Here is a 22,180-nt window from a genome sequence, read left to right on the forward strand (position 1 = left end):
GGCCCGAACGGAGCGCCGCGCGGGTCACGAGCCGGACACTCACCGGCGGCGAAACCCCGATTCCGCGCTCAATTCCCGGGAAAACCCCCTCGAGCTCCCGGTTTCCGCTACGCCACCAGCGTTCTTCCGCAGCCTGCTAGGCCCTCGGTTGGCGGGGCGCGAAGAACAGGCGCTCCGCGTTGCTGTAGAGACACTTCTCGAGCACGCCCTCCCGAAGGTCGAACGCGGGCGGATAATCGGCCATGGGAGCCTCCTCGGTGTTTGCGAAGAACGAAAAGGGACGGGACGCCCTAGGCGGATTCCCCACGTGCCTGCGCCTTCGCCTGTGCTGCCCGGCGGGCGTCTCCCGCCAGGCGAAGGGCTTCGGCGTGCTCTGGTTCGATACGCGCGTAGTTGTCCTTCCAGGAAGTGTTCTCACTCCACATTCGCGGCGTCTGGACGGTCGTGCGCGGAAGGCTGGCGCCCTCGAGCAGGTCGAGGGCGAAGCCCACGATGTCGCGCTGCATCTCCCGGTCATAGGGAACGCCGCAGGGGTTGCCGAGAGGAAAATCGCTGAACAGGAAGCGCGCGACCCCGCATTCCTCGACGATGTCTCGGGCCGAACCGATCACTACGGTCGGAATGCCATTTTCTTCGAGATGTCGTGCGACCAGACTCACGGTCTGGTGACAGACGGGTCACAACGGGACGAGAAGAGCCACATCCACGCCGTCGTCCTGGCAGCGGCGAAGGACTTCCGGGGCATCGTTCTCGATGGTTCGGCGTTGGCTGTAGTCGGTGGGTACACCGAAGAAGTGGCTTGCCACCGATCCGATCCGGCCGGATTCGGTATGGCTACGCAAGGCAGCGATCGGCAGGAATGATTCCACATCATCGGTATGGGTGGCTTGTTTGTCCCAGGCGAGGTCGTCCGTGAAGAGACGATCGGGCGGCGGTTCGGTCTCGCCCGACCACACTTGTTTCGTGCCCCGCAAGGATCCAGGGTCGACCTTCCTCTCCTGGAACACGCTGGCCGTGGTGATCAGAGCCGTCCGGCAATCGGCGAGCGGCTTGGTGAGCTTCGCAAATGGAGCGCTCTCGTTCTGCGCCCATTGGTAAGGCCGCTCGTAGCCCTGGGCGGCGTAGAACTCCCGTGTTCGATCGATGTAGCTGACGAAGGTCCGGTGCGTCGTCGTCACGAGAGCTCCTGCTGGGTGAAGGTGAGGTGTGCGCTGCCCGATGGATCGATTTCGACCCGGGCGGGAACACGCATTCGGCAACGGGGGTGCTCTGGATTCGACCCGTCCACGAGAGAGAAACGATAGCCATGCCAGGGGCACACGATATGGCGGTCGATCGCGGGCGCCTCGTCGAGTGGCGCCCCGAGATGCGGGCACACCGTCGAGTGGGCGAAGAGTTCCCCTTCGAACTCCAGGATCCTGAAAGGCTCGCCATGGGCATCGACGACGGTCGGCAGGCTTGCGCGAAGCTCAGCCTCCGATCCAAGCGCGACGGAAGCGCGCGCACCAGGCCGTGCGACGCCGGGGATCCGACCGTCCAGGAACGCCTGGCGATGCACCATCATCGCCTCGTCTTCGTCCCAGAGGCGGGTGTAGAGCGCGACCATTCCCTTTCCGATCGCCTCCGCCTGGGCTTGATCGGGAACGGGCACCCAGAAGGCCACTTCGACCCGCGTGGCGACATCGCTCTCGGGGGTCAGTGTGGTCACCGTGTCCGCTCCGACGCCCGGCCCTCGGAGCGTTCGGGCGTGGTAGCGCTCGGCGTCGTCTTCCCGCCGGAGTTCGATCACCAGGTCCTCTCCGGCGCCGCGAGGTGGCGTCTGCACCCGTGCCCGCCAGCCCCACGGCCCGCTTTCCTCGAGTTCGATCTCGCAGAACGCCGCGCTGTGCAAAGAGGGCAGGTGCTCCCAATCGTGCACGTTCTCCCAGACGCGTTCGAGTGAAGCGGCCACGGTGCGCTCGTAGGTGGCGGCGAGGCTGAGGCCGGCAGCGGGCTGGCGGACTGCCTCCATCAGACGATCCGGGAATCGGTCTTGCCGCTATATCGATCCTTGAGCAGGCGCTTGTAGAGCTTTCCGGTCGGATGCCTCGGGAGTTCCGCCTCGAAATCGATCGAGCGTGGACACTTCACGTGGGAGATCCGCTCCCGGCACCATTCCATCAGTTCCTCGATCAGTTCGGGGCCCGCGTTGGCCATATCCGTAAGCTGCACGACTGCTTTCACTTCCTCGCCGAAGTCTTCGTTCGGAACGCCGATCACCGCCACGTCCGTCACCTTGGGATGGGTGATCAACGCGTTCTCCGTCTCCTGCGGATAGATGTTGACCCCACCCGAGATGATCATGTGCGCTTTGCGGTCCGTCAGGTAGAGCCAACCGTCGTCGTCGAGGTAACCGACATCGCCAAGGGTCGTATAGCCCTGCGGGCTTCGCGAATCGGCGGTCTTCTCGGGAGCGTTGTGGTACTCGAACTTCACGGCGCTCTCGAAGTAGATGCCACCCTCCTGGCCAGTCGGAAGATCTTCGAATGCATCGTTCATGATGTGCACGATCGCATTCAAAGGCCGACCGACCGACCCCTTGTGTGCCGTCCATTCCTCGGAGTTGATGGCACAGAAGCCGTTGCCTTCGGTGCCGGCGTAGTACTCGTACAACACCGGGCCCCACCAATCGATCATCTGCTCTTTCACCGGAATGGGGCAGGGCGCCGCCGCATGAATCGCAACTTCCAGGCTCGATACATCGTGGCGCGCACGCTCTTCCTCCGGAAGCTTCGTCATGCGCACGAACATCGTCGGCACCCATTGGCTGTGGGTGATCCGGTACTTCTCGATCAACGCCAGCGCGCCGGCCGCATCGAAGCGATCCATCACGACGACGGTCGCCCCGATCCGCAGGAAGGCCATCGTGAAGCCAAGGGGCGCGGCGTGGTAGAGCGGGGCCGGTGAGAGGTAGACGGAATGATCGGTGGCGTGATAGAGCGCGAGGATCACGCCCACCAGAGGGCTCGGCTTTCCGATCGGCTCCTTCTCGATCGGATGTTTGACGCCCTTCGGTCGGCCCGTCGTGCCGGAGGAGTAGAGCATCGGCGCCCCCTCCCATTCTTCCGCGATCGGGGAGGTCGGCTGTTCGGCCAATGCCTCCTCCCAGGATTCGTAGCCCGCAACAGGCGTGCCGACCATGTAGCGCGCGACCAGGTTCGGGCACTCCCCTTCGAGCCCCTGGGCCAGTTCGGCCTTGGCCTGGGAGGTGATGAAGACCTTCGCGTTGCAGTCTTCGATGATGTACGCAACTTCCGGAGCGGTGAGCTGGGAGCTGATCGCCGTGTAGTACAAGCCGCTCCGCTGGGCGGCCCAGGCCAGGGGAAAGAACTCCTCGTTGTTCTCCATGCAGAATGCGATGTGATCGCCGTGCTGCAGCCCGAGCTTCTGGAAGAGCTGGGCGCCCTGATTCGAGCGCTCGTCGAGCTCTTTGTACGTGACCACCCGGCCACTCCCGGCCATGATGAAGGCGGGCTTGTCCGGGTTCTTCTCAGCGTGAATAGCGGGGTACATCGGGCTCCCTTCGCGTGATGCGTCCAGGCCAGTATATTCCGCTTTCGTGCTGAAGCTGGCCTCCGCCACAGATCCTGCCTGGGCCGACCGGGTTCTGCGAGACCTCCCCGAGGTGCTCCTCGACCATGCCCATTGCGAGAAGAAGGCGGCGGGCGTGGCCATTCGCCTGATCTTCCAATATCCGGATCATGCCTTCCTGATGGGGCCATTGGCGGGCCTGGCCCGCGAGGAGTTGGCCCATTTCGAGGAGGTTCTCGTCTGGCTCGAGCGGAAGGGCCTGGTCTTTCGTCGTCAGCGGCCGAGCGCCTACGCGGGCCAGCTGCGAAAGATCGTGAGAGACAAGGAGCCCTTGCGCCTTCTCGATCTCCTTCTGTGCTGTGCGGTCATCGAAGCCCGCAGCTGCGAACGACTCGGCCTGCTGGCGACGGCACTGGGGGACGAGCCGCTCGGCCGCTTCTACGCCGCCCTGCGTAAGGCGGAAGCGCGCCACCATGGCCTCTACGTCGATCTGGCCTGTCAGCTCGCACCGCGCGATGAAGTGGCCGAGCGCCTCCAGGAGATCACCCACCACGAAGCCGTGATCCTCGCCGACGCGCGACCGCTCCCGCGGCTGCATAGCTGAAGCCATGCTGAGCACGCGCATCGATGGGGTGGAGATCGCCCACGAGGAAGCCGGTTCCGAAAACGGCACGAACAGTGGAATTCCGCTTGTCTTGATGCACGGCTATACCGGCTACTGGAAGGATTTCGAGGGACAGATCCCGGCCCTCGCCAACGAGCGTCGTGTGCTGCTTCCGGACCTGCCGGGCCACGGCGAATCCGGTCGGCTTCCCGCCGGCCAGTACTCGCTGGAACGGATGGCCGAGCTGATGGCGGAGTGGCTCGTGGCCGTGGACGCGGTGCCGTGTCACCTGCTCGGGCACTCGATGGGCGGAATGATCGTGTTGCGCATGGCGCTCGCGCATCCCGAACGGATCGCCTCACTCGTGTTGATGGATACCTCGGCCGCACGTCTCGGATTCATCCAGACCGAGTTCCTGGACACCGCCGTGCGTGTTGCACGCGAGGCAGGCATGCCCGCCCTGGCATCGATTCTCCGGGCTCGGGCCAATGACGATCCGGAACGGAGTCAGGCGGATCGGCGTATCGAGAAGGAGTGGGGAACCGAGCGCTTCTGGAGCTGGCGAGGCGAGCGGATGGAGGCGATGGATCCTGAAGCGTACGCGTCTTTCGGCCATGCCATGGCCGAAGCACGATCCTTCGAAGATCGTCTCGGCGAAATCACCTGTCCCACCCTGGTGATGGTAGGTGCCGAGGATGAGCCGTTCCTCGCTCCCAGTGAAGTGCTTGCGTCCGAGATCCCCGGCGCGGTGCTTGCGACCCTCCCGGGAGCGGCCCACCAACCACAGAACGAGAGTGCGGTGGCATGGCTCGAGGCGCTGGAGCTGCACCTGGATCGCATCCACCCGTAGGTGTCCCCGCTGGTTGACTTGTTCAGAGACGCGCTTCGAACTGGTTGATCTCGAACACCACCGGGATGCGTAGTCGGCCGAAGACGTAAGGCAGCGGGGCGGCCTCCTGTGCACCTAGCTCGGCAGCCGCATCGAGCGCTTTGCTTCCCGAACTCTCAACGGTTGAGATTTCGCTGGCGCGACCCTGCGCATCGATCAAGAACTCGATGAGCGTGGTGCCCTCGACCCCGCGGCGGCGAGCGACGGGCGGGTAGACGACCGCTTCCTGTACGCGTTGCCGGATCTCCGCGATCCTCGCCATCACGGTCGGAGCTTCCGGCATCGCATCGATCTCAGCCGGGTCCACTACCGGGCGGCCCTCCGCCTGGGCGTACGCCAGGCCCGCCGCAAGCATTGCGGCGCCGATCGAAATCAATCCCGTCCAATGCCCCAAGTTCGCTCCTCGGTCTTCCAGGGGGGCGGAGGCTTAGCAGGCGCCCAGGAAGACGGTCAACCGGTGCCTCCCGGCGAGCCCAGGACGGCGCGAAGGGCCCCCTCGAGCCTGGATACGCTCTCCGGCCGGGCGTTCTCGCCCATCAGACCGACCCTCCAGACACTGCCGGCCAGCTTCCCGAGCCCACCTCCGACCTCGATGCCATGCTCGTCGAGGAGCCGTCGGCGGATTCCCGCTTCGTCAGCGTCGCCTACGGCGTCGGGCAGACGAAGCGTCGTGAGCGGCGGTAGCCGCACCGCTTCATCGACCAGAGGTTCGAAGCCAAGCGTGCCGAGCCGCTGCACGAGCACACGCTGGGCCTCCCGGTGTCGTGCCGTGCGAGCGGCCAGACCTTCCTCTTCGACGATTCGGAGGCCTTCGACGAGGCCGAAGATCGCCGAGATCGGAGCGGTGTGATGGTAGACGCGTTCGCCGCCGTAGTACCCAGCCAGCAGGGACACATCCAGGTACCAGCTCTGCACCGGCGTCGCCCGGCCCTGGATGTGGTTCACGGCACGCTCGCTGAACGAAACCGGCGAGAGCCCGGGCGGGCACGAGAGGCACTTCTGGGTTCCGCTGTACGCGGCATCGATGCCCCAAGCGTCGAGTTCGAGCGGAAGCCCGGCGAGCGACGTCACACAATCGAGGACGACGAAGGCGCCCACCTCCCGGGCCGCGCTGGCGATTTCTGGAACGGGCTGCAGCACGCCCGTCGATGTCTCAGCGTGAACGAAGGCCACGACACGCGGCCGCACCCGTTCGATCTCGGCCCGCATCGCGGCTGTATCCAAGGCGGTGCCCCACTCGGCATCCACCCGTGTCACACGGGCTCCAATCCGGCTCGCCACTTCTGCCATTCGAGTGCCGAAGACACCCGCCACGCCGACGACGATGTCGTCTCCGCGCTCGAGCAGGTTGCACAGGCAAGCTTCCATTCCGGCACTGCCGGTGGCCGAAAGCGGAAGGGTGAGCGCATTCTCGGTTCCGAACAACCGCCGTAGACGCTCCTGGGCCTCGTCCATCAAGGCCAGGAAGAGCGGATCGAGGTGGCCGACGAGCGGTTGCGACATCGCCTCGAGCACGCGCGGATGCGCGTTCGAAGGGCCAGGACCGAGAAGCAGGCGAGGGGGAAGCGCGTTCATGGGTGAGACGGTAGCCGTCGATCCACGCGACACGGTAGCCGTCGATTGACATCGCCTCGCCCCCTCGTACCTTTCGTCTCGGAGCGGCCCCCCGCCTTCTCACCCCGATCCGAACGGCCCCAGGAGGTGTTCACGTGACCCCCGGCCGCAAGATCATTCCCCTGGCCGCAGTGGCGCTGGCGGCGATTGCGGCATGGGCGCTCGCGACGTTCGAGCCGAGCCCGGGGGCGCCGGCCGAGCCCGTGCCGACCCACGACCGGATCGACGATGCCTCTCGGGCCGAGTTGGGTCGGTTGCTTCGCGATTCGAGGGAGGAAGAGTGAACCCGCCGAATCGTCTCATCGCGACCCCTCTGATTGCAACCCGGCAGGATCGGGAGGCCGAGGAGCGCGAGCGGCTAGCGCCGTTCGCCCAGCGGAGTGGGGACTCCCGAGGCCGGCTGCATCCGGAGCCCGAGCACCCCCACCGCACCGCCTTCGCGCGGGATCGCGATCGCATCGTGCATTGCCGCGCCTTTCGGCGCCTCGAGTACAAGACCCAGGTGTTCGTGTTTCACGAGGGTGACCACGAACGCAACCGGCTCACGCACACACTGGAAGGCAGCCAGATCGCACGAACGTTGGCCCGAGGGTTGCGCTTGCACGAAGACCTGGCGGAGGCCGTGGTACTCGCCCATGACCTGGGGCACACGCCCTTCGGCCACGCCGGCGAGAAGGTGCTCGACGGCTGGATGCAGAAGGACGGCGGTTTCGATCACAACCGCCAGACGATGCGCGTCGTCGATTGGCTGGAGGATCGCTACCCGGGCTTTCGCGGCTTGAACCTGACGCACGAAACGAGGGAGGGCATCGCGAAACATGGTTGTGAATGGGACCACCCGGTGGCGGTCCCGGAGCTTCAGCAGAGCCCATCTCTCGAAGCCCAGGTCGCGGATCAATCCGACGAGATCGCCTACCTGAACCACGATCTCGACGACGGCCTCCGCTCGGGCCTGCTCACGCTGGGCCAGCTCGAAGAGGTAACGCTCTGGGCCGAGAGCCGTGTCCACGTGGAAACGGAGTACGGAAAACTCGAGGCGCCGGTCGTGCGGGCGCAGGTGATCGTGGCCCTGGTCAACCGCCTCGTGACTGATTTTCTGGGAGCCTCGGCGGCCCGATTGGCCAAGAACGCGCCCACCACGGTCGAAGAGGTCCGGAAGGCCCCCTGCCTGGCTGGTTTTTCGGAGGAAATCGAGTCACTTAAGGGACAATTGAAGGAATTCCTTTCAGTCCATCTGTACAACCACCCCGAAGTCGTGGGTCGAAGCCAGATGGCCGTTGAGGTCATCGGGACCCTCGTCCAGGCGTATCGGAGCGATCCTGTGCAACTTCCGGCCCACGTGGTGGCGCGATTCCCCGAGGAAGGCGAAGCTCGCGCGATAGCTGACTACATCGCGGGCATGACCGATCGGTTTGCGCTCGCGGAACACGAAAAACTGCTGGAATCCCGATGACCCTGGAGGGGGAACGAGACGACGTACAGCTGGTGCTGGTGACCGCTCCGGATGGAGAGGTCGGAGCACGGCTTGGCCGTATCCTCGTTGAAGAGCGCCTGGCGGCCTGCGTGAACGTCGTACCCGGCCTGCGCTCGATCTACTGGTGGGAGGGGGAGATCCAGGATGACGCGGAGGTACTGCTCATGGTGAAGACCCGAGCGGACCGTCTCGATAGCCTCACCCGGCGGGTGCAGGAACTCCATCCCTACGATGTGCCGGAAGTCCTCGCGCTGCCGATCGCGGGCGGCAGCAAGGCGTATCAGGCATGGATCCGATCCGAGGCCTCGGCATGAGTCTGCCTGAAGCCCTCGAAGCCGCAGCCGGTGCGTTGGCGAGCGACGCGGATGATATCCGCCCCGCGAATGGGGACCCCCTTCGGCTGCTCGAGCTGCTCTCGCCTGAGGCTTCTCGCCGGGTGTTGCTGTGGCTGCTCGACCATCACCCGGACGATGGCATCGAGCTTGCCGAAGAGTGGGAGACCGAGCCGGCCGGCGCCGAGTTGGTCGCGGACCTGCCGGAGAAGGAACTCGGCAAGGCCGGCCGCAAGGTCTTGCGACGCCTCAAGCACAGGCTTCGCTCCCGTGGCGTGGATGTCGCGCAAGAAGCGCCTGCGGCAAAGGTCGCGGGCCTGGCCGATGTCGAAGAAGCGCTCGAAGGCGGATGGCTCACACCGCTCGATCCGTCGGGCGCGCGTATGGCGATTCTCGTGGAGAATCATCCCTCCATGGGCGCACGCCTGTTCGAGGTGATTCTCGACGATGAGCGCGGCCTGGTCTCGTTCGAGGTGTACAGCGCCAGCCGCGGAAAACTCCGCCGTTTCCTCAAGAGCCTGACCGAACGAAGCGGACACCCTGCCATCGAGGTGGAAGAAGCTTCGCTGAAGGCGGTGATTGCCCGGGCCCTCGCGGTGCACCCGAAAGATCGCGGGCTTCCCCGCGGCTTCGGCGAATGGCGGACACGGCTGACCCAGACCGAGAGTGAAGCCAAGCTGCCTGGCGAGTTGGTGCGTGAGGCGTTGCCCATCGACGACGAGGACGGACTATTGGAGCGTGCGGTCCGGCTGGTCGAAGCCGGCCGCGCGGGTCCGTGGCCGCCCCCGCAAGAAATCCTCAGCGAGCTCTTCGAGAAGATCCGCGCCGCAATGGACAGCCCTTTGATCGTTTCCGGCACCGCCAAGCGCGAGCGGCTCGACAGCGTGTTGGCCGAGGGGGCCGACGAGATCTACCGCGGAGAGGGCGGGGCGACCGCCAGCCACCGCTTCCGGGAGAGTGCCTTCACATTCTGGAAACGAGGGGACGAAGACGCCGCCCGCGCCTGCCTGGCGGCGGCGACCGCCTTCGAAGAGCGCGAACCCCGGGACAATCCGCTCACCCGCTCGATGCTATGGCTGCCGCTTGCGCCGGCCATCGCCGGCCTCGAGATCGACGAACCGGACGCAGACGCCGAGGCCAGCGACGAGGCTGGGGGCGAAGGAAGCGACGGAGAGTCGTTGATCGTGACGCCATGATCCTGGCGCAAGGAAGATTCTGGCGCGCGCAGATACGCAAGGGCTCGAAGAGCGTGTCGCTCACGATCCTGCGCGATGACCTGCCGCTGGAGGTAGAGGAGGTCCGCGAGCTGCGGATCGACGTGCCGTTCAAGGATTGGAACCGGGTCGTGCGATACGCGCGCGCTGACCGGAAGCTCCTCGGCGGCATTCTTCTTGATTTTGCGAAACACAAGGACCGCCTTGCTTCGGCGATCGGCCACGACGGGCTCTATCTAGAGCTCGAGAAGTTGTTGGTCGACGTCACAGTGAGCCTCGTCCAAGGTGAAATTCTCGGCCTGGTGCCGATCACCGAAGACGAATGAGCTCGAGCTGAAGCCGGGCAGGGCGGACCACAACGATGCTGGAGATCCAATCATGGTAATGCGGAGACGATTCCCGAGGCGCCGGAAGCGCAGCGACGACGGCCGTGGTGCCCCCATCGAGGCGCGCTGGCTGGAGCGCTTGAGCGAAACACCGGAACTGGCTGGGGCGGAGATCGAGGCCGCGCAACCCGCGGACGTTTCGAATCAGTTCGCGCTCGTCGGGCGGGCACAACGCGAGGACGAACGCTTCGTGGTGGCGGTCAGCCCACGCTCGGGTGGCGACGCCCTGCTTGCGGGCCTCGTGGCGGCCACCCGCGAAGAAGGGGACGGGAGGATCGTGGCGGCCTTCGCGCCGAGCTGGGACCCTGCCAGCCGTCGGCGGCTGGGTGCACTGCTTGGCTTCGAACCGGCACTGCGGGCGCTCCTCGTACCGGGTGACGGCACCGGGCCGGAGCCGGTGCTTGCGGAACGATCGGGCGACCCGATCTGGGCGGCTGCTGAAGCGGTCGTTGCCCAGGCCACCACGCCCGAGGGCCGGACATTGTTCACCCGCGCGCTCGAGGCCTTTCGCGGGCTGGCGGCCAAACACGGCGGCGCGATCCGAGCGGTCGGCGGTGCTGTCGAGCTGGTGATCCTCGCGCGAACCGTCGCGGCGCTGCGCGCAGACGGAGCGCGTATCGTGCTCGAGCTGATCGAGCCGAGCCGGAGTGCCCATCCGCTGACCGAAGCCGCCGTTTCCGATGCGATGGACCGGCTCGAAGGCTCGATCCGCAAGCGGATCAACGATCGTCGCGTGAAGACCGGCGAAGAAGGGGCCCGAGGCCGTTGGGTCGCCGCCCTCGAAGCCCAGGCTGGGCTTCGTTTCTCACGCCGTTGGCCCTTCGGCCCCGCGGCGGGCGCAATCGATCTGATCGGTGTCACCGGTGATGGTGCGCCTGTGGTCGGTGCGGCGCGTGAACGCTTCGGCCTGGCGGCGCTTGGCGAGGTGTTGGACGCCGTGCTCGCCGCCGAGCCCTGGCTGCCGGTCGGGTTGGCCGCGGCCGGTGCACCGCTGCGCCTCGAGCGCCCCCGGCTCCTGCTGGCTGCAACCGAGTACGATGGCGCCACCCAGGCGGTGCTGGGCCACCTCGGCCTGCCGGTTACCTGCTACGAGGCGACGGACAGCGATGGAAGCTTGCGTCTGCTGAGTGAGCTGGATGCGGCGGTTGCCAAGGTCGAGACACCGGCACCGCGGCCTCGACGGCGCAACAACGCAGGTAGGGATCGTGACGAGGACGCACCTGCAGCCGCGAATGCGGGTGGTGGCGAAGACGGAGAGAAGAGCGAAGCAAGCTCCGACGAAGCCCGAGAGGGTCGCCCGAACGCGAGACGACGTTCGCGCGGTGGGCGTCGGCGCCGCAGCGGCGGCGGGGGCGAGCGAAGCGCAGCCGCCTCCGACGAGGGGACGGACGATCGAGATGCAGCACCGGTTGCCGGCGCAGCGCCGGCGGCTTTCGATGAGATCTCACTCTTCGACCTGGACGATGAATCTGGCGAGGATGGCGATGGCGGGCGAAGCCGACGGCGTCGGGGTCGTGGCCGACGCGGTCGCGGAAACCGGGGCGGAAGCGACGACGGCGGAAACGGCGGTGGGCGCGCCCGCGAGGACACGGGCGAGGATCGAGACGCGTCGCCATCGGAAGGATCCGACGAGGACGATCTGGTCGACGAGGACGAGCTCGGGCTCTCTCCGGACGCACCGGATCTCGATGAGGCACCGGCAAAGGTGGCCTACGAGGACGATGACGACGAGCCGATGACCGAACTCGAGAGGGTTCGGCTGGAGCGCGAAGATCGTCGTCGCGCCCGGCATGCGGTGATGGCGCCGATTGCCGAGGTGACCGAGAGCCAGCAAGCGGAAGAGGACAACGCGGGCCTGCCCCGAGGCCGCGCCGCGATCCTGGCCCATGCGGATCGCGAGTCGATCGCCGCGGCTGTTCTACTCGCCCGGGAATTGCGTCAGATCGAGGGAATCTGGGTCTATCCGCAGGAAGAGTTGATGACCTTCTTTCGCGGAGTCGCCACGGATTTGCGGGAGAAGACACCGATCTATGTGATCGGCTTCATGGCGAAGCCGGCACGCGACGCCATCCAGGCGGCTTCCATCTACGCGGGAAGGCTCGTCTGGTTCGACCACCACGAGTGGCCGCCGGAAGATCTGGGTGCGCTCCGTGATGCGATCGGCACTTCTCTCACCCGGGTCGAGCCCGGTGCCGGGAGTTCGTTGCCGCTGGTCATCGCGGAGTGCTCGCGACGTAGCCGCTTCTCCGAGAAGCTGGTCGATCTGGTCTCCGGGCGATTCACGCACCACGATTTCCAGCGCTGGGGTCGCCTCTGGTGGTGGAGGCTCGGCGAGATTGCGGGCAACCCGGGAGATCGGCGCTCGAATCTCGAGATGTTGCTCACCGGGCGACCCTCGGATCTCTCGAAGGAAGCGGCCCACGCCGCAGAACCGCCGCCCCCGGAAGAGTTGGCGTACGTGCAGAGTCGGGACTTCCGGCTCGTGCATTTTGCTGGCCTGGCCATGGTCGTTGCGACGGTGCCGCCGGAGTTGGATCTGCACCTGACCATGCGCATGGCGCGGGAGCGATATGGTGCGGCCCTTTCCCTGGCGCGAAACGAAGGCGAGGATCTGCTGGTCCTCGGGGCAGATGATGTCACGGGCAAGCGATCGATCGACCTCGGTTCGATGCTGGAGCACCTGACCGAGAAATTCGCGTGGGTCAGCGCCCAACCGGATGCAGACCACGTGGCGCGACTCCTGGTGAAGGATCTTTCCACCAAGCCGGAGCGTCTCGACGAACTGGTCGCGGAGATCGGGATGGGTCGATCCGTGCTCGAGGGCTGACCCGATGAGCGCCGCGAACCTGGTCGAGGTCTTCTCCTCGATCCAGGGCGAGGGGCCAGAGGTCGGCACCCGAACGCTTTTCGTGCGTTTCGGCGGATGCGATCTGCGCTGCCGCTGGTGCGACTCGCCGGGCACCTGGGAGCGAACCGATCGGTGGCGCTACGAAACAGCGCCGGGAAGTGAGCATTGGGCGGACGAAGGAAACCCGGTCCCTCCGGCTCGCTTGCTCGCCGTCGCCAAGGGGCTCGATCTGCCTGCCCATCGTTGGGTGAGTCTCACGGGCGGAGAGCCGCTTCTCCAACCCGAGGCTCTCGCGGCCGCCGCAGATGCCCTCTCGGGTCAGGGACCGGGAATCTTCCTCGAAACCCATGGCTTGCACGCCGAGGCGTTGGCGACGGTCATCGATCGAGTCGATTTCGTTTCGATGGATTGGAAGCTCGCAAGCGATGTGCGCCGTGAGAGCGAAGGGAAGGGGACAAGACCCGAGCCCTTTCATGATGCCCACCAGCGCTTTCTCGAAACGGCGAAAGCCGCCGCCGCCGTGACGGTGAAGCTCATCATCACCCCCGCGAGCGAAGATGCAGAGATCGACGAGGCCGTAGGGCGCGTCGCCGAGACCCATCCCGGTGCCTCCCTAGTGCTCCAGCCCGTCACCCCGCACGGGCCCGTGCAAGCCCGACCGACGGCAGCACGCATGCAGGCACTCGCCATTCGCGTTGGAGGCCGGCTTCGGGATGTTCGCGTCATCCCCCAGACGCATCCCCTACTTGGAGTGGTCTAGGCTTCTGTCTACGACGCGAGAGGCTCGACCACGATGGGGGGGCTGCTCTCCTCGACGAAACGGAACTGGACTCCGCTGATCGCATTTTCGATCAACGTCGAGAACGGCCCGATCCGTACGACGACACCGGGATGGACGGTTCCGGCGACCTCGATTCGCGCCGTCGCCAGGTCTGCGTGAGTCCTGGTATCGGCCACTTCGTTCGCCAGAGAGGGAGCCGGAACCTCCTGGTCCTTCTGGAAAGCAAGGTGGACGTTCTCGCAGGCATCGTCCTCGCAAGCGGGCAGAGCCGTTGCGACCGCGAGAACCGTATACCCGCCGGCCGGTGATCCCGCCTCCTGGATCGCGATCTTCTCCACCGCGTGGACCTCTCCACCCAGGACCTTGAACGGTCCGGACACCACCCGTGCAAAGAGCAAGCTGTTGACGGCGGTCTTCTGGACGACCAGCGTCTCACAAGAGTCGATTCGCGCGCCCAATGTGTGGTTGCAGCTGACATCGCCCCGCGACCGGATCCAGGCCGTGTCCTGGCCGATGACGCCTCCCTTCACGACGACCTGGCCATCACTCGCGACGCCACCCGCCCTCCACGAGGCCCGCGATCACGACATCCCCGGTGGCCTCGACCCGTGCATTGCTCATCACGCTCCCGCTGATCACAACAGAACCGCCGACACGCAGGTTTCCGGAAGACAGGTCGACATCGCCCCGATGCTCACTCGCATCGACCACGTCGAGTTGCTTGGCTTCCTGGTACAAGATGACGCCTGCACGACGGGCGCAGATGGTGTCGGGAGCTTTCTTCTTGTCGATGCCATTCCCGAGATTGGGCATTCGCTCGGCACCGGCAGGGGCGGGAAGCGGTTCCCCCAGGACGGTCGTTCCCGGTTCACCTTTCGTTGCCGCGGAATACACACCCAGGAGTTCGTCTGCTTCGACCGGCTGCAGCAGGCTGCGGTTCCGGAAGTCGATCTGGCCCTTCTCGTCTACTTTTCCGGCAGCCACACTGCCGGCGGGGGCTTCCTCGGCAAAGTTGGGAGAGAACACACCATCGGTTCCGGGAATCGGCTCGGAACCTTCCGCCACGACGAGTCCATCCACGGCGAAGAGGGGGTCGGCGAGTTTTTCCGCGAGAAGTTCCTGGGCGTCGGGAACGATTCCGGCGGTCACACCCGCTTGCGCGAGTACGCTCCCGAGCGTGTTCGCATCTCCGGTTTCGCCGGGAAAGACGCGCACCTTGGCACTCATCGAATCCTCGCTGATGCTGACGAGCAGGCGCTTCTCAGCAGGAAGCGGCCTTACCCGGAGCTCTTCCCCCTTCCTTCGGATCACCACGCCTACCATCGTCGCGTTCAGCGTTCCGTTGGGCGTGCACTCCAGGCCCTCCCCGATGAGATCGAGGGGGTCCTTGCCGTCCGTGCATGGCAAGACCTCTCCTCGGACGCTCCAGCCGGCCTCTCCCTTTCGAGGAGCTTCATAGACCGCGATCTCCTGGCGCGGGATCACGACCGAGAAGTAGCCCTCTGGAGCCTTTCCTTTCTTGGCTGGAGGCTCCACATGGGAGGCGGGAAGATCGCGGGAAAGCGAGAAATCGAGTTCCCCGTCGCTGCCGTTGCGCGCGGGTTGGCCGTTCGCGACGAGGACGTCCCGGCAAGCGTGATTGGGGTCGGCCAGGCCTGTGGCGAGACTATCGAGAGCTTCGTCGATGAAGCCCTTGCAGACCCCCGCCTCTGAAAGAGCGGAATCGAGTTCCTCTCGATTCGAGGCGCGCCCGGGAACGACGCAGAGCCGCGCCTCCAAGCCGTCCTCGCTCACCTGCACTTCGACCCGACTCTCCATCTCTTCTCTGTTCGACGCGGGGCATTGCGCACTTGAAGATCGAAGCGAGTGTTCGGTGAGGCAGGGTGAACCACTGAGACGCTAGGGTGAAAGGGGGAGGGGAGTCCTCGCCGGACCATCCCGCCGCCACTGGTTCCTGATCGTCCACTCGTTCGAGAATCGAGTCGGATGCCGGGGAGGAGAACGACATGAAACGCCCGATCGTCCTGTGCAGCCTCGTGGTGTGGCTGGCAACCGGAGCCGTGGCCGTCGAACGACCGAACGTGGTGATCTTCGTGGCCGACGACCTCGGCTGGGCCGACGTGGGGTTCCACGGCGAGGAGGTGATCGAGACGCCTTCCCTCGATCGGCTGGCCAGCGAAGGCGTCCAACTCGACCGCTTCTACACCACGCCGATCTGCTCGCCGACCCGCGCCGCATTGATGACAGGGCGGGATCCGATGCGCCTGGGTGTGGCCTACGGCGTGATCATGCCGTGGATGACCAACGGGATTCACCCGGACGAACGCTTCATGCCCGAGAGTTTTCGGGATGCCGGCTACCAGACGGCGATGGTCGGGAAGTGGCATCTGGGCCATGCCCAGGAGACCTACCATCCGAATCGTCGCGGCTTCGAGCACTTCTACGGGCATCTGCATACCGAGGTCGGCTATTTCCCGCCGTTCGCCAACCAGGGCGGGCGCGATTTCCAGCGCAACGGCGAGCCGATCGACGACCAGGGTTACGAATCATTCCTGCTGGGAAGGGAAGACGCCCGCTACATCCGCGAGCGCGACGAGGCGAAGCCCTTCTTCCTGTACATGCCGTTCATCGCGCCGCACACACCACTCGATGCGCCGGACGACCTGAAGGAGAAGTACGCCGACATGGACGACGATCGGAAGCCGGCGCGCAGCGGCCAGACCGATACCTCCCGTCGCATGCGCAAGCTGCTCCTCCAGCCGAGCCCCCGACCGACGTACGCAGCGGTCGTCGATGGCATGGACCAGGCGATCGGCATGGTCCTCGAAGCCCTCGATGAGGAAGGGCTGGCCGAGAATACGATCGTGCTCTTCTTCAGCGACAACGGTGGCGCTGCGTATGCAACCGGCGGTGCCGACAACGTTCCGTTGCGCGGGGGGAAGGGCGATACCTTCGAAGGTGGCGTTCGTGTCGTGTCGGTCATGCGCTGGCCCGCGGCCCTCGCTGCGGGCACGACGAACCAGAGCATCATCTCGGCGATGGACGTTTTCCCCACCCTTGCAGCCGCGGCGGAAGTGCCGATCACGTCCCCCTTTGCGCTCGACGGTCAGGATCTGTGGGCTGCCATCCAATCCGGAACAAGGCAGCCTCGTGAGGACTACCTCTTCTTCGCCTCCGAGACACCGATTCGGGGCCACTTCAACACCACTGCGTTCAACGACGAATGGAAGCTGGTCCAGGAAATCGACCAGGGGTTGCTTGGCGCGGACGTGACGACCCATCTCTTCGAGATCGAGGACGATCCAAACGAGCACAACAACGTCGCCGCGGCCCATCCGGAAGTGGTGGCGGAGATGAGCGAGGCGATCCGCCAGTGGCGCATGCTCTATCCCGTCGCGGGCACACGTTCCGAGCTCGTGCCACCGCCAGGTTGGCGTGCGCCGAAGGATTGGGCCGGCTATCCGGTGCCGGTCGAGGACCTCCAGGAGGCACCCGCGCCCGGCATGCCCCCAGCCTTCGCGCTCCCGGTGCTCGACTTCCAGCACGGCGAGGCGGGGCGGCTGATCTACGACTGCGAGCCCTACGCGATTCTGGGCGGCGGGCTGTGCAGGTAAGAAAATTGCGCCCCGCGGGGACTACGTAGGATTGCGAAGCCATCGGGACGTTTCGATGTGGTAGATTGCCCAGACCTGGGAGGGGACCGGAGGTCCCTATGCACCGCTTTGCCCTTGCTCCCCTTCTGGCCATCGGTCTCCTCATGTTGTTCTCGGCTCCGGCCTCGAGCGCCAGCCTCACCGTGTCGTATGACCTCAGCAGCGGTCAACTCCTGGATGTCGGCTCCGGCACCAACTACGAGGTCTTCAGCGGATTCGTCACGATGCGCCTGAACGACAACCTGGCGCCGACGACCGGTACGCTGGCTTGGACGTCCGGCACGCTCCTGAGCTTTACGCTGACCGCGCAGACGACGACGGGACCGGCAACCCTGTTCACCAACTTCGCCCTCTTTTCTCCGCGAGTGATCGGCAACGTCGGCGGAATGTTCTTCACGGCGACCGGGACCGGCACGGGCGGCGGCATTGGAAGCTGGGCCACAAGCCCGCTCGGCTCGCTGAACCTGTTCGCCTTCTTCTCGGCGGGCAGCTCCGGAACGATCACCGCGACAGGATACGGGTTCATCGGAGGCAACGTCGGGACGTTCACGATGAACAACGTGTTGGGCACCGAGGTGCATCGAACCTTCGTACCGGAACCGCGCACAGGGACGCTGCTGGCCAGCGGCCTGGTGATGGCGGCTCTTGGCGGCGTCCTCGTGGCGCGCCGCCGCAACCGCTAAGGAGATTTACATTGAATCGCTTTGCTCTCGCTCCCATTGTCGCCGCTGGGCTCCTCTTGCTCGGCGCAGCCCCGGCCTCCAGCGCCAGTTTGACCACGACGTATCAGCTCGACCACGGCCAGCTCTACCCATCTTCCCCGGGGAACAACTTCGAGGTCATCGGCGGAACCGTAACACTGCGAGTGAACGACAGTTCTCCATCAACCGTCGGTTTTCACACCTGGACCTCGGGCACGCTTCTTGCGATCTCCATCAGCGCGGTGGAAACGCTCGGCCTGGGTACTCCGGGTACGCTGTTTACCAGCTTCGGCCTCTCTGCCCCGCAGCCGATTGGTAGCCTCAGCGCGAGCCTCTCCGTGTTGGTCGGTGGCACCGCGTACCTGGCCCAGGGGCATGTGTCGGGCACCATCATGAGTGGGGGGGGTGCGATCCAGTCCTTGATCTTCGGTGCAAACCTGGACCAGTTGAGCGTCGGCACCCTCAGCCTGATCAGCGGGGGCGGGTCCGGAGGTTCTGGCCCGTTGGGGAGCTTCTCGCTCAGTGGTGTTTACGGCACGGAGATCTCCCGTGTTCTCGTGCCGGAACCGGGCACCCGGACGCTGTTGGCCAGCGCGTTGGCGATGGCGGCTCTCGGCTCGGTCGTCTTCGCACGACGCCGCAGCCGCTAGGGAAGTTCAGCTAGCGCAGATAGCCCATCGCCCGGAGGCGGTCGGCGATTCCGGGATCGATGCGGACACCGCGCTCCAACACCGCGTCCGCGGGCTTGCGTTGCCAGTGCGCGTCGAATTCCATGCGCATGCGTTCGACCTCGCCGGGCTCCAACGAGATCAGGTTTACGTTCTCGCCGGGATCCACGCGGCGGTCGAAGAGCAGCTCGGCACCAGGCGCCACCGCCTGTGATTCATAGGCTTTCGGATCTTCCTCGTTGCGGGGGGCATTGCGCGCATACATCCAGGTTCCGGTCGAGAGGGAGCTTTGCACCGAAGCGTTCGGGAAGAGCGGAACCCCGAGAGCCGCATGGCTTGGGCGATCCACGCCGGCTTCGGCGCCGGTCGCAAGGGGAAGCAGGGATGCGCCCTCGAAACTCTCCGGGATGGGCACGCCTGAAAGTTCCAGGAGCGTGGGCGCGAGGTCGACGTTTCGAACCTGGCTTGCGACGCGTACCGGCTCGATCGCGAAGGGCAGCCGAACGACGAGGGGTACGTGATTGACAGGCGTGAGGACGTTGCGGGCGTGGCCGTGAATGCCGTGCTCGCCGAAAGTCTCCCCGTGGTCCGAACCCAAGACCAAGATGGTCTGGTCCATGCGACCGGAGGCCTCCAACGCTTCGCGCACCCGACGCAGCGCGTCGTCGACCCAGAGGGTCGAAGCCTGGTACATGCTTGCTTCATTGGTCCCGAAGATCTGGAACTCTGGCGGCGCAGCATACTCATGGACATCCATGAAGTGCAGGTAGAGGAACATCGGCCGATCGGGCTCCCGGGCCTCGATGAGGCGCTCTGCTTCCTCGACCACGCGGTCGGCATGGGCCCAGAGTGAGGGTTTTTCGTGGGCTTGCCCCTTGGCGCCGGTCGGGAACATGTAGCGATCGAAGCCCTGGTGGAAGCCGAAACTCTGGTGCAACCAGCCGTTGGTCTGCACGCCGTAGGTGGCATAGCCCGCGGCCTGCAGGGTTTCGGCAAGGGTGATGGCGCCCTCGCCGAGGCCATCCCGGGCATCCCGGATGTTGTGGGAACGGGGCCAGAGCGAGGTCATCAAGGAAGCTACGGACATCTTCGTCCACGACGATTGGGCCAGAGTGCGCTCGAAGACGATGCCACGCGAAGCCCAGCGGGCCAGTTCGGGGGTCGTGTCCTTTTCGAACCCGTAGGGGGTCGTCCAGTCCGCGCGCAAGGTGTCGATCAGGATCAGGACGACATCCGGTTGGCCGAGCGCGCGTAGGCGTTTGGGAATTTCGGAGGCCGGCGCGGGAGGCTGGCACGCCAGCGAGAAGAGCGCGGCGAGGAGCGTCAGCGACCGTCGAAGCGGGCTACGGCAGCGCACGCAGGGCCTCTGTCAGTTGGGGTCGTAGAGCATGGTCGGGGGCCATCGAGCCATCGAGGGCCTCGAGCAGCGTGCGCGCTTCCTCGCCCCGACCCGCGCGGCCGTAGGCCTGAGCAAGGTGCAGGGCGGCGTCTGGCATCTCGGACGCGGCCGCGTGAGCGCTCTCGAGTAGTGAAATGGCGCGGTCGACCAGACCCCTGCGGAGGTAGAGATCGCCCAGCGTATCTGCCACGTAGGGGTTCTCCTCGGAAAGACGATAGGCCTCCTGGCCAGCGGCAAGGGCTCCGTCGAGATCGCCTTGCTGGGCGAGGAGCACGGCCAGGTTGTTGCGGGCATGGAAATCCAGCTCGTCCAGCTCGGCAGCACGAGCATATGCAGGGATTGCCAGGGCGGGAGCCCCCGCGCCTTCGTGAGCTGCGCCCAGTAGGAAGAAGCCGCCCGGGTTGTTGGGTCGTACGCGGATATAACGTTCGCAATCGCCTATCGCCTGGGCGAACTCGCCGATGGAAGTGCGGTAACGGCAGCGATCAAGGAGCGGTCCCGGGCTCTCCGGGTCCAGGTGGAGTGCACGTTCGCTAGCACGGTCGCCGGCCGCAGTGTCGCCACTTGCGTAGGACAAGGTTGCCATTGCAGATTGGAGGGGGGCCTCGTCCGGATGCTCCGCAGCCGCTTGACGGACGACCTCCATGCCTTGATCGAGGCGACCGAGCAGCCCCCACGCGCGTGCGAGCTCGGCAGCCAGACGCGGGTCTTTCTCGATTCCGGGAGCGGCTTTCTCCATTTCCTCCACAGCCTCGGCTTCGCGGCCAAGCAGACGCAGGGCGTGGCCACGGAAGATGTGGAAGGCCGGCGCCTGCTCGAAGATCTCGAGCGCACGGTCGGAGGCCTGGAGGAGGCTCTTGCCGTCCTCAAGTTCGACGTATGCCTGACACATCGCTTGCCAGCCATCGAGGTTCGATGGGGCGATGCTCAGGATTTCCTGCGCCCTTCGTCCGACGGCCCTCCAATCGTCTCGCTGCCCAGCGATTCGAAGCAGTGCTACGGGAGGTGAAGGCCAGCGGGGATCCCGCAGCCGGGCCATCGAATAACGACGAATGGCACCTTCTTCGTCGCCGGATTCCTCGAGCGCCCGGGCGAGCCAATACTGTGTCGTTGCGAGGTCGAGGGTGGGTGCGAGCTTGCGTAGGCGTTCTGCTGCCGCGGCGGCATCGCCGGATGCCAGCTCGAAGCGCGCTCTGAAGTACTCGGCCTGAGCGGCATTGGCGCCCGGGAGCCGGGCATAAGCTGCAGCCTCGCTTTCTGCCGCGTCAACGGAATCCATCCCGAGCAACGCCTCTACGAGCATCGCGTGGAGCTGCGGCTCACCCGGGAATCGCGTCGTGGCTTCCCGTACCGCAGCCTCCAACTCATCGAGTTCGCCGCGGGCAGCGAGGTAGGAAACGAGGGGCACGATGCCTGCGGCCGCGTCGGAATTTGCGGCCAGGCTCCGCAGGGCCTGCTCGGCCTCGGCGTGCCGCCCACTGGCCCCGTAGAGCGGGGCCAGGAGGATGTAGAGATCCAGTGCGGGATCGTCCCCTTGCAGGTTCGCCTCGAGCAGGCGGATCGCCTCTTCTTGTTGCGCGGCGGCCATGAGGCCCCCCACCAGAAGTTGCCAGGCCGCAAGGTCCCCAGGATTGCTAGCCACCGCGGTGCGCAGCGCGTCGAGGGCGGGCTCTTTCTCGCCTTGGAGAAGCTGGACCTGAGCCTGCATCAGTTCGAGACGGTGGCGCAGTTCTGCGGTTTCTTCGCTGGCTTCCACCTCGGCGAGAGCTTCCTCGATGGCGGCAGCCGCTTCATCGTGACGTTTTTCGGAGGTGAGGGTGGCGATGCGGAGCATCCGGCTGCCTGGCTCGTCAGGGTAGAGGGCCTGGGCTTCCTCCAATACCTGGAACGCCTCGTCCAGCCGTCCGATGTAGACGCTCACTCAGAAGCGTAGAAATCTGATCATTTGGCCGGGGGGCGACGCAGCCCGCCGTTCCGGATTCCGATTCAGATCTTCCGGGTCGAAAGGTCCTTGACCCAGGGCGAACGCCCTCCCGGCTCGACCGGA

21 protein-coding genes are annotated in these 22,180 nt (G+C 65.6%); 11 read left to right on the plus strand and 10 right to left on the minus strand.

All coding sequences use genetic code 11. The features are described from left to right. Nucleotides 1-290 precede the first annotated feature (290 nt). From GY937_24790 to GY937_24805, 4 genes are read right to left on the minus strand one after another with little or no spacing between them, the layout of a single operon-like run. Nucleotides 291-659: a hypothetical protein gene (locus GY937_24790; protein ID MCP5059934.1), complete on the minus strand. Its 369-nt coding sequence runs from the start codon at nt 657-659 to the stop codon at nt 291-293. Between the two features lie 18 nt (nt 660-677). Further along, entirely contained in the window at nt 678-1,178 is a 501-nt protein-coding gene (locus GY937_24795; GenBank protein MCP5059935.1) for a hypothetical protein, read from the minus strand. After that, complete coding sequence (locus GY937_24800; GenBank protein MCP5059936.1) at nt 1,175-2,011, minus strand: Rieske 2Fe-2S domain-containing protein; 837 nt, start codon at nt 2,009-2,011, stop codon at nt 1,175-1,177. The genes GY937_24795 and GY937_24800 overlap by 4 nt, the downstream gene beginning before the upstream one ends. Continuing rightward, the gene (locus GY937_24805) at nt 2,011-3,552 is read right to left on the minus strand and encodes an AMP-binding protein (GenBank protein ID MCP5059937.1); all 1,542 of its coding nucleotides are present in this window, start codon (nt 3,550-3,552) and stop codon (nt 2,011-2,013) included. The genes GY937_24800 and GY937_24805 overlap by 1 nt, the downstream gene beginning before the upstream one ends. Here GY937_24805 and GY937_24810 point away from each other — a divergent pair. Further along, the gene (locus tag GY937_24810; GenBank protein ID MCP5059938.1) at nt 3,551-4,174 is read left to right on the plus strand and encodes a tRNA-(ms[2]io[6]A)-hydroxylase; all 624 of its coding nucleotides are present in this window, start codon (nt 3,551-3,553) and stop codon (nt 4,172-4,174) included. The genes GY937_24805 and GY937_24810 overlap by 2 nt on opposite strands. A gap of 4 nt (nt 4,175-4,178) precedes the next feature. Beyond that, nucleotides 4,179-5,024 carry an alpha/beta hydrolase gene (locus GY937_24815; GenBank protein MCP5059939.1) on the plus strand — a complete coding sequence of 282 codons (846 nt, stop codon included), beginning with the start codon at nt 4,179-4,181 and terminating at the stop codon, nt 5,022-5,024. A gap of 22 nt (nt 5,025-5,046) precedes the next feature. Here GY937_24815 and GY937_24820 read toward each other — a convergent pair whose 3' ends face one another. Continuing rightward, nucleotides 5,047-5,457: an energy transducer TonB gene (locus GY937_24820; GenBank protein ID MCP5059940.1), complete on the minus strand. Its 411-nt coding sequence runs from the start codon at nt 5,455-5,457 to the stop codon at nt 5,047-5,049. Nucleotides 5,458-5,513: 56 nt separating this feature from the next. Next, the gene (locus tag GY937_24825) at nt 5,514-6,638 is read right to left on the minus strand and encodes an aminotransferase class V-fold PLP-dependent enzyme (GenBank protein MCP5059941.1); all 1,125 of its coding nucleotides are present in this window, start codon (nt 6,636-6,638) and stop codon (nt 5,514-5,516) included. A 193-nt stretch (nt 6,639-6,831) separates the two neighbouring features. On the opposite strand from GY937_24825, the gene GY937_24830 reads away from it, so the two are divergent. The 6 genes from GY937_24830 to GY937_24855 are packed head-to-tail and all read left to right on the plus strand — an operon-like array spanning nt 6,832 to nt 13,691. Next, nucleotides 6,832-8,130 (plus strand): deoxyguanosinetriphosphate triphosphohydrolase, encoded by a 1,299-nt coding sequence (locus GY937_24830; protein ID MCP5059942.1) that lies wholly within the window; start codon nt 6,832-6,834, stop codon nt 8,128-8,130. Further along, the gene (locus GY937_24835) at nt 8,127-8,465 is read left to right on the plus strand and encodes a divalent-cation tolerance protein CutA (GenBank protein MCP5059943.1); all 339 of its coding nucleotides are present in this window, start codon (nt 8,127-8,129) and stop codon (nt 8,463-8,465) included. Before GY937_24830 ends, GY937_24835 begins: the two co-directional genes overlap by 4 nt. After that, nucleotides 8,438-9,679 (plus strand): hypothetical protein, encoded by a 1,242-nt coding sequence (locus GY937_24840; GenBank protein MCP5059944.1) that lies wholly within the window; start codon nt 8,438-8,440, stop codon nt 9,677-9,679. Before GY937_24835 ends, GY937_24840 begins: the two co-directional genes overlap by 28 nt. After that, nucleotides 9,676-10,023, plus strand: coding sequence for a hypothetical protein (locus GY937_24845; protein ID MCP5059945.1), 348 nt, complete (start codon nt 9,676-9,678; stop codon nt 10,021-10,023). Before GY937_24840 ends, GY937_24845 begins: the two co-directional genes overlap by 4 nt. 58 nt (nt 10,024-10,081) lie before the next feature. Continuing rightward, nucleotides 10,082-12,910: a hypothetical protein gene (locus tag GY937_24850; GenBank protein ID MCP5059946.1), complete on the plus strand. Its 2,829-nt coding sequence runs from the start codon at nt 10,082-10,084 to the stop codon at nt 12,908-12,910. A gap of 4 nt (nt 12,911-12,914) precedes the next feature. Beyond that, the gene (locus GY937_24855) at nt 12,915-13,691 is read left to right on the plus strand and encodes a 7-carboxy-7-deazaguanine synthase QueE (protein ID MCP5059947.1); all 777 of its coding nucleotides are present in this window, start codon (nt 12,915-12,917) and stop codon (nt 13,689-13,691) included. An 8-nt stretch (nt 13,692-13,699) separates the two neighbouring features. On the opposite strand, the gene GY937_24860 is transcribed toward GY937_24855, so the two are convergent. After that, nucleotides 13,700-14,242 carry a DUF342 domain-containing protein gene (locus GY937_24860; GenBank protein ID MCP5059948.1) on the minus strand — a complete coding sequence of 181 codons (543 nt, stop codon included), beginning with the start codon at nt 14,240-14,242 and terminating at the stop codon, nt 13,700-13,702. 13 nt (nt 14,243-14,255) lie between these two features. Further along, complete coding sequence (locus tag GY937_24865) at nt 14,256-15,530, minus strand: DUF342 domain-containing protein (GenBank protein MCP5059949.1); 1,275 nt, start codon at nt 15,528-15,530, stop codon at nt 14,256-14,258. A 188-nt stretch (nt 15,531-15,718) separates the two neighbouring features. Between GY937_24865 and GY937_24870 the strand changes: the two genes are divergently transcribed. The 3 genes from GY937_24870 to GY937_24880 all read left to right on the plus strand — a co-directional run bounded on the left by GY937_24870 (nt 15,719) and on the right by GY937_24880 (nt 18,716). Then, nucleotides 15,719-17,326, plus strand: a complete 1,608-nt coding sequence (locus tag GY937_24870) for a sulfatase-like hydrolase/transferase (GenBank protein MCP5059950.1) — start codon at nt 15,719-15,721, stop codon at nt 17,324-17,326. 98 nt (nt 17,327-17,424) lie between these two features. Beyond that, complete coding sequence (locus GY937_24875) at nt 17,425-18,048, plus strand: hypothetical protein (protein ID MCP5059951.1); 624 nt, start codon at nt 17,425-17,427, stop codon at nt 18,046-18,048. 11 nt (nt 18,049-18,059) lie between these two features. Further along, on the plus strand, nt 18,060-18,716 hold the full coding sequence (locus GY937_24880) for a hypothetical protein (GenBank protein ID MCP5059952.1): 657 nt from the start codon (nt 18,060-18,062) through the stop codon (nt 18,714-18,716). Between the two features lie 10 nt (nt 18,717-18,726). Here the strand turns inward: GY937_24880 and GY937_24885 are convergent, their stop codons facing one another. After that, nucleotides 18,727-20,091, minus strand: coding sequence for a sulfatase (locus GY937_24885; GenBank protein MCP5059953.1), 1,365 nt, complete (start codon nt 20,089-20,091; stop codon nt 18,727-18,729). Further along, the gene (locus GY937_24890) at nt 20,078-22,054 is read right to left on the minus strand and encodes a tetratricopeptide repeat protein (protein ID MCP5059954.1); all 1,977 of its coding nucleotides are present in this window, start codon (nt 22,052-22,054) and stop codon (nt 20,078-20,080) included. Before GY937_24890 ends, GY937_24885 begins: the two co-directional genes overlap by 14 nt. Nucleotides 22,055-22,180: the final 126 nt, after the last annotated feature.

This window comes from bacterium (genome assembly GCA_024228115.1).
GTDB lineage: Bacteria > Myxococcota_A > UBA9160 > UBA9160 > UBA6930.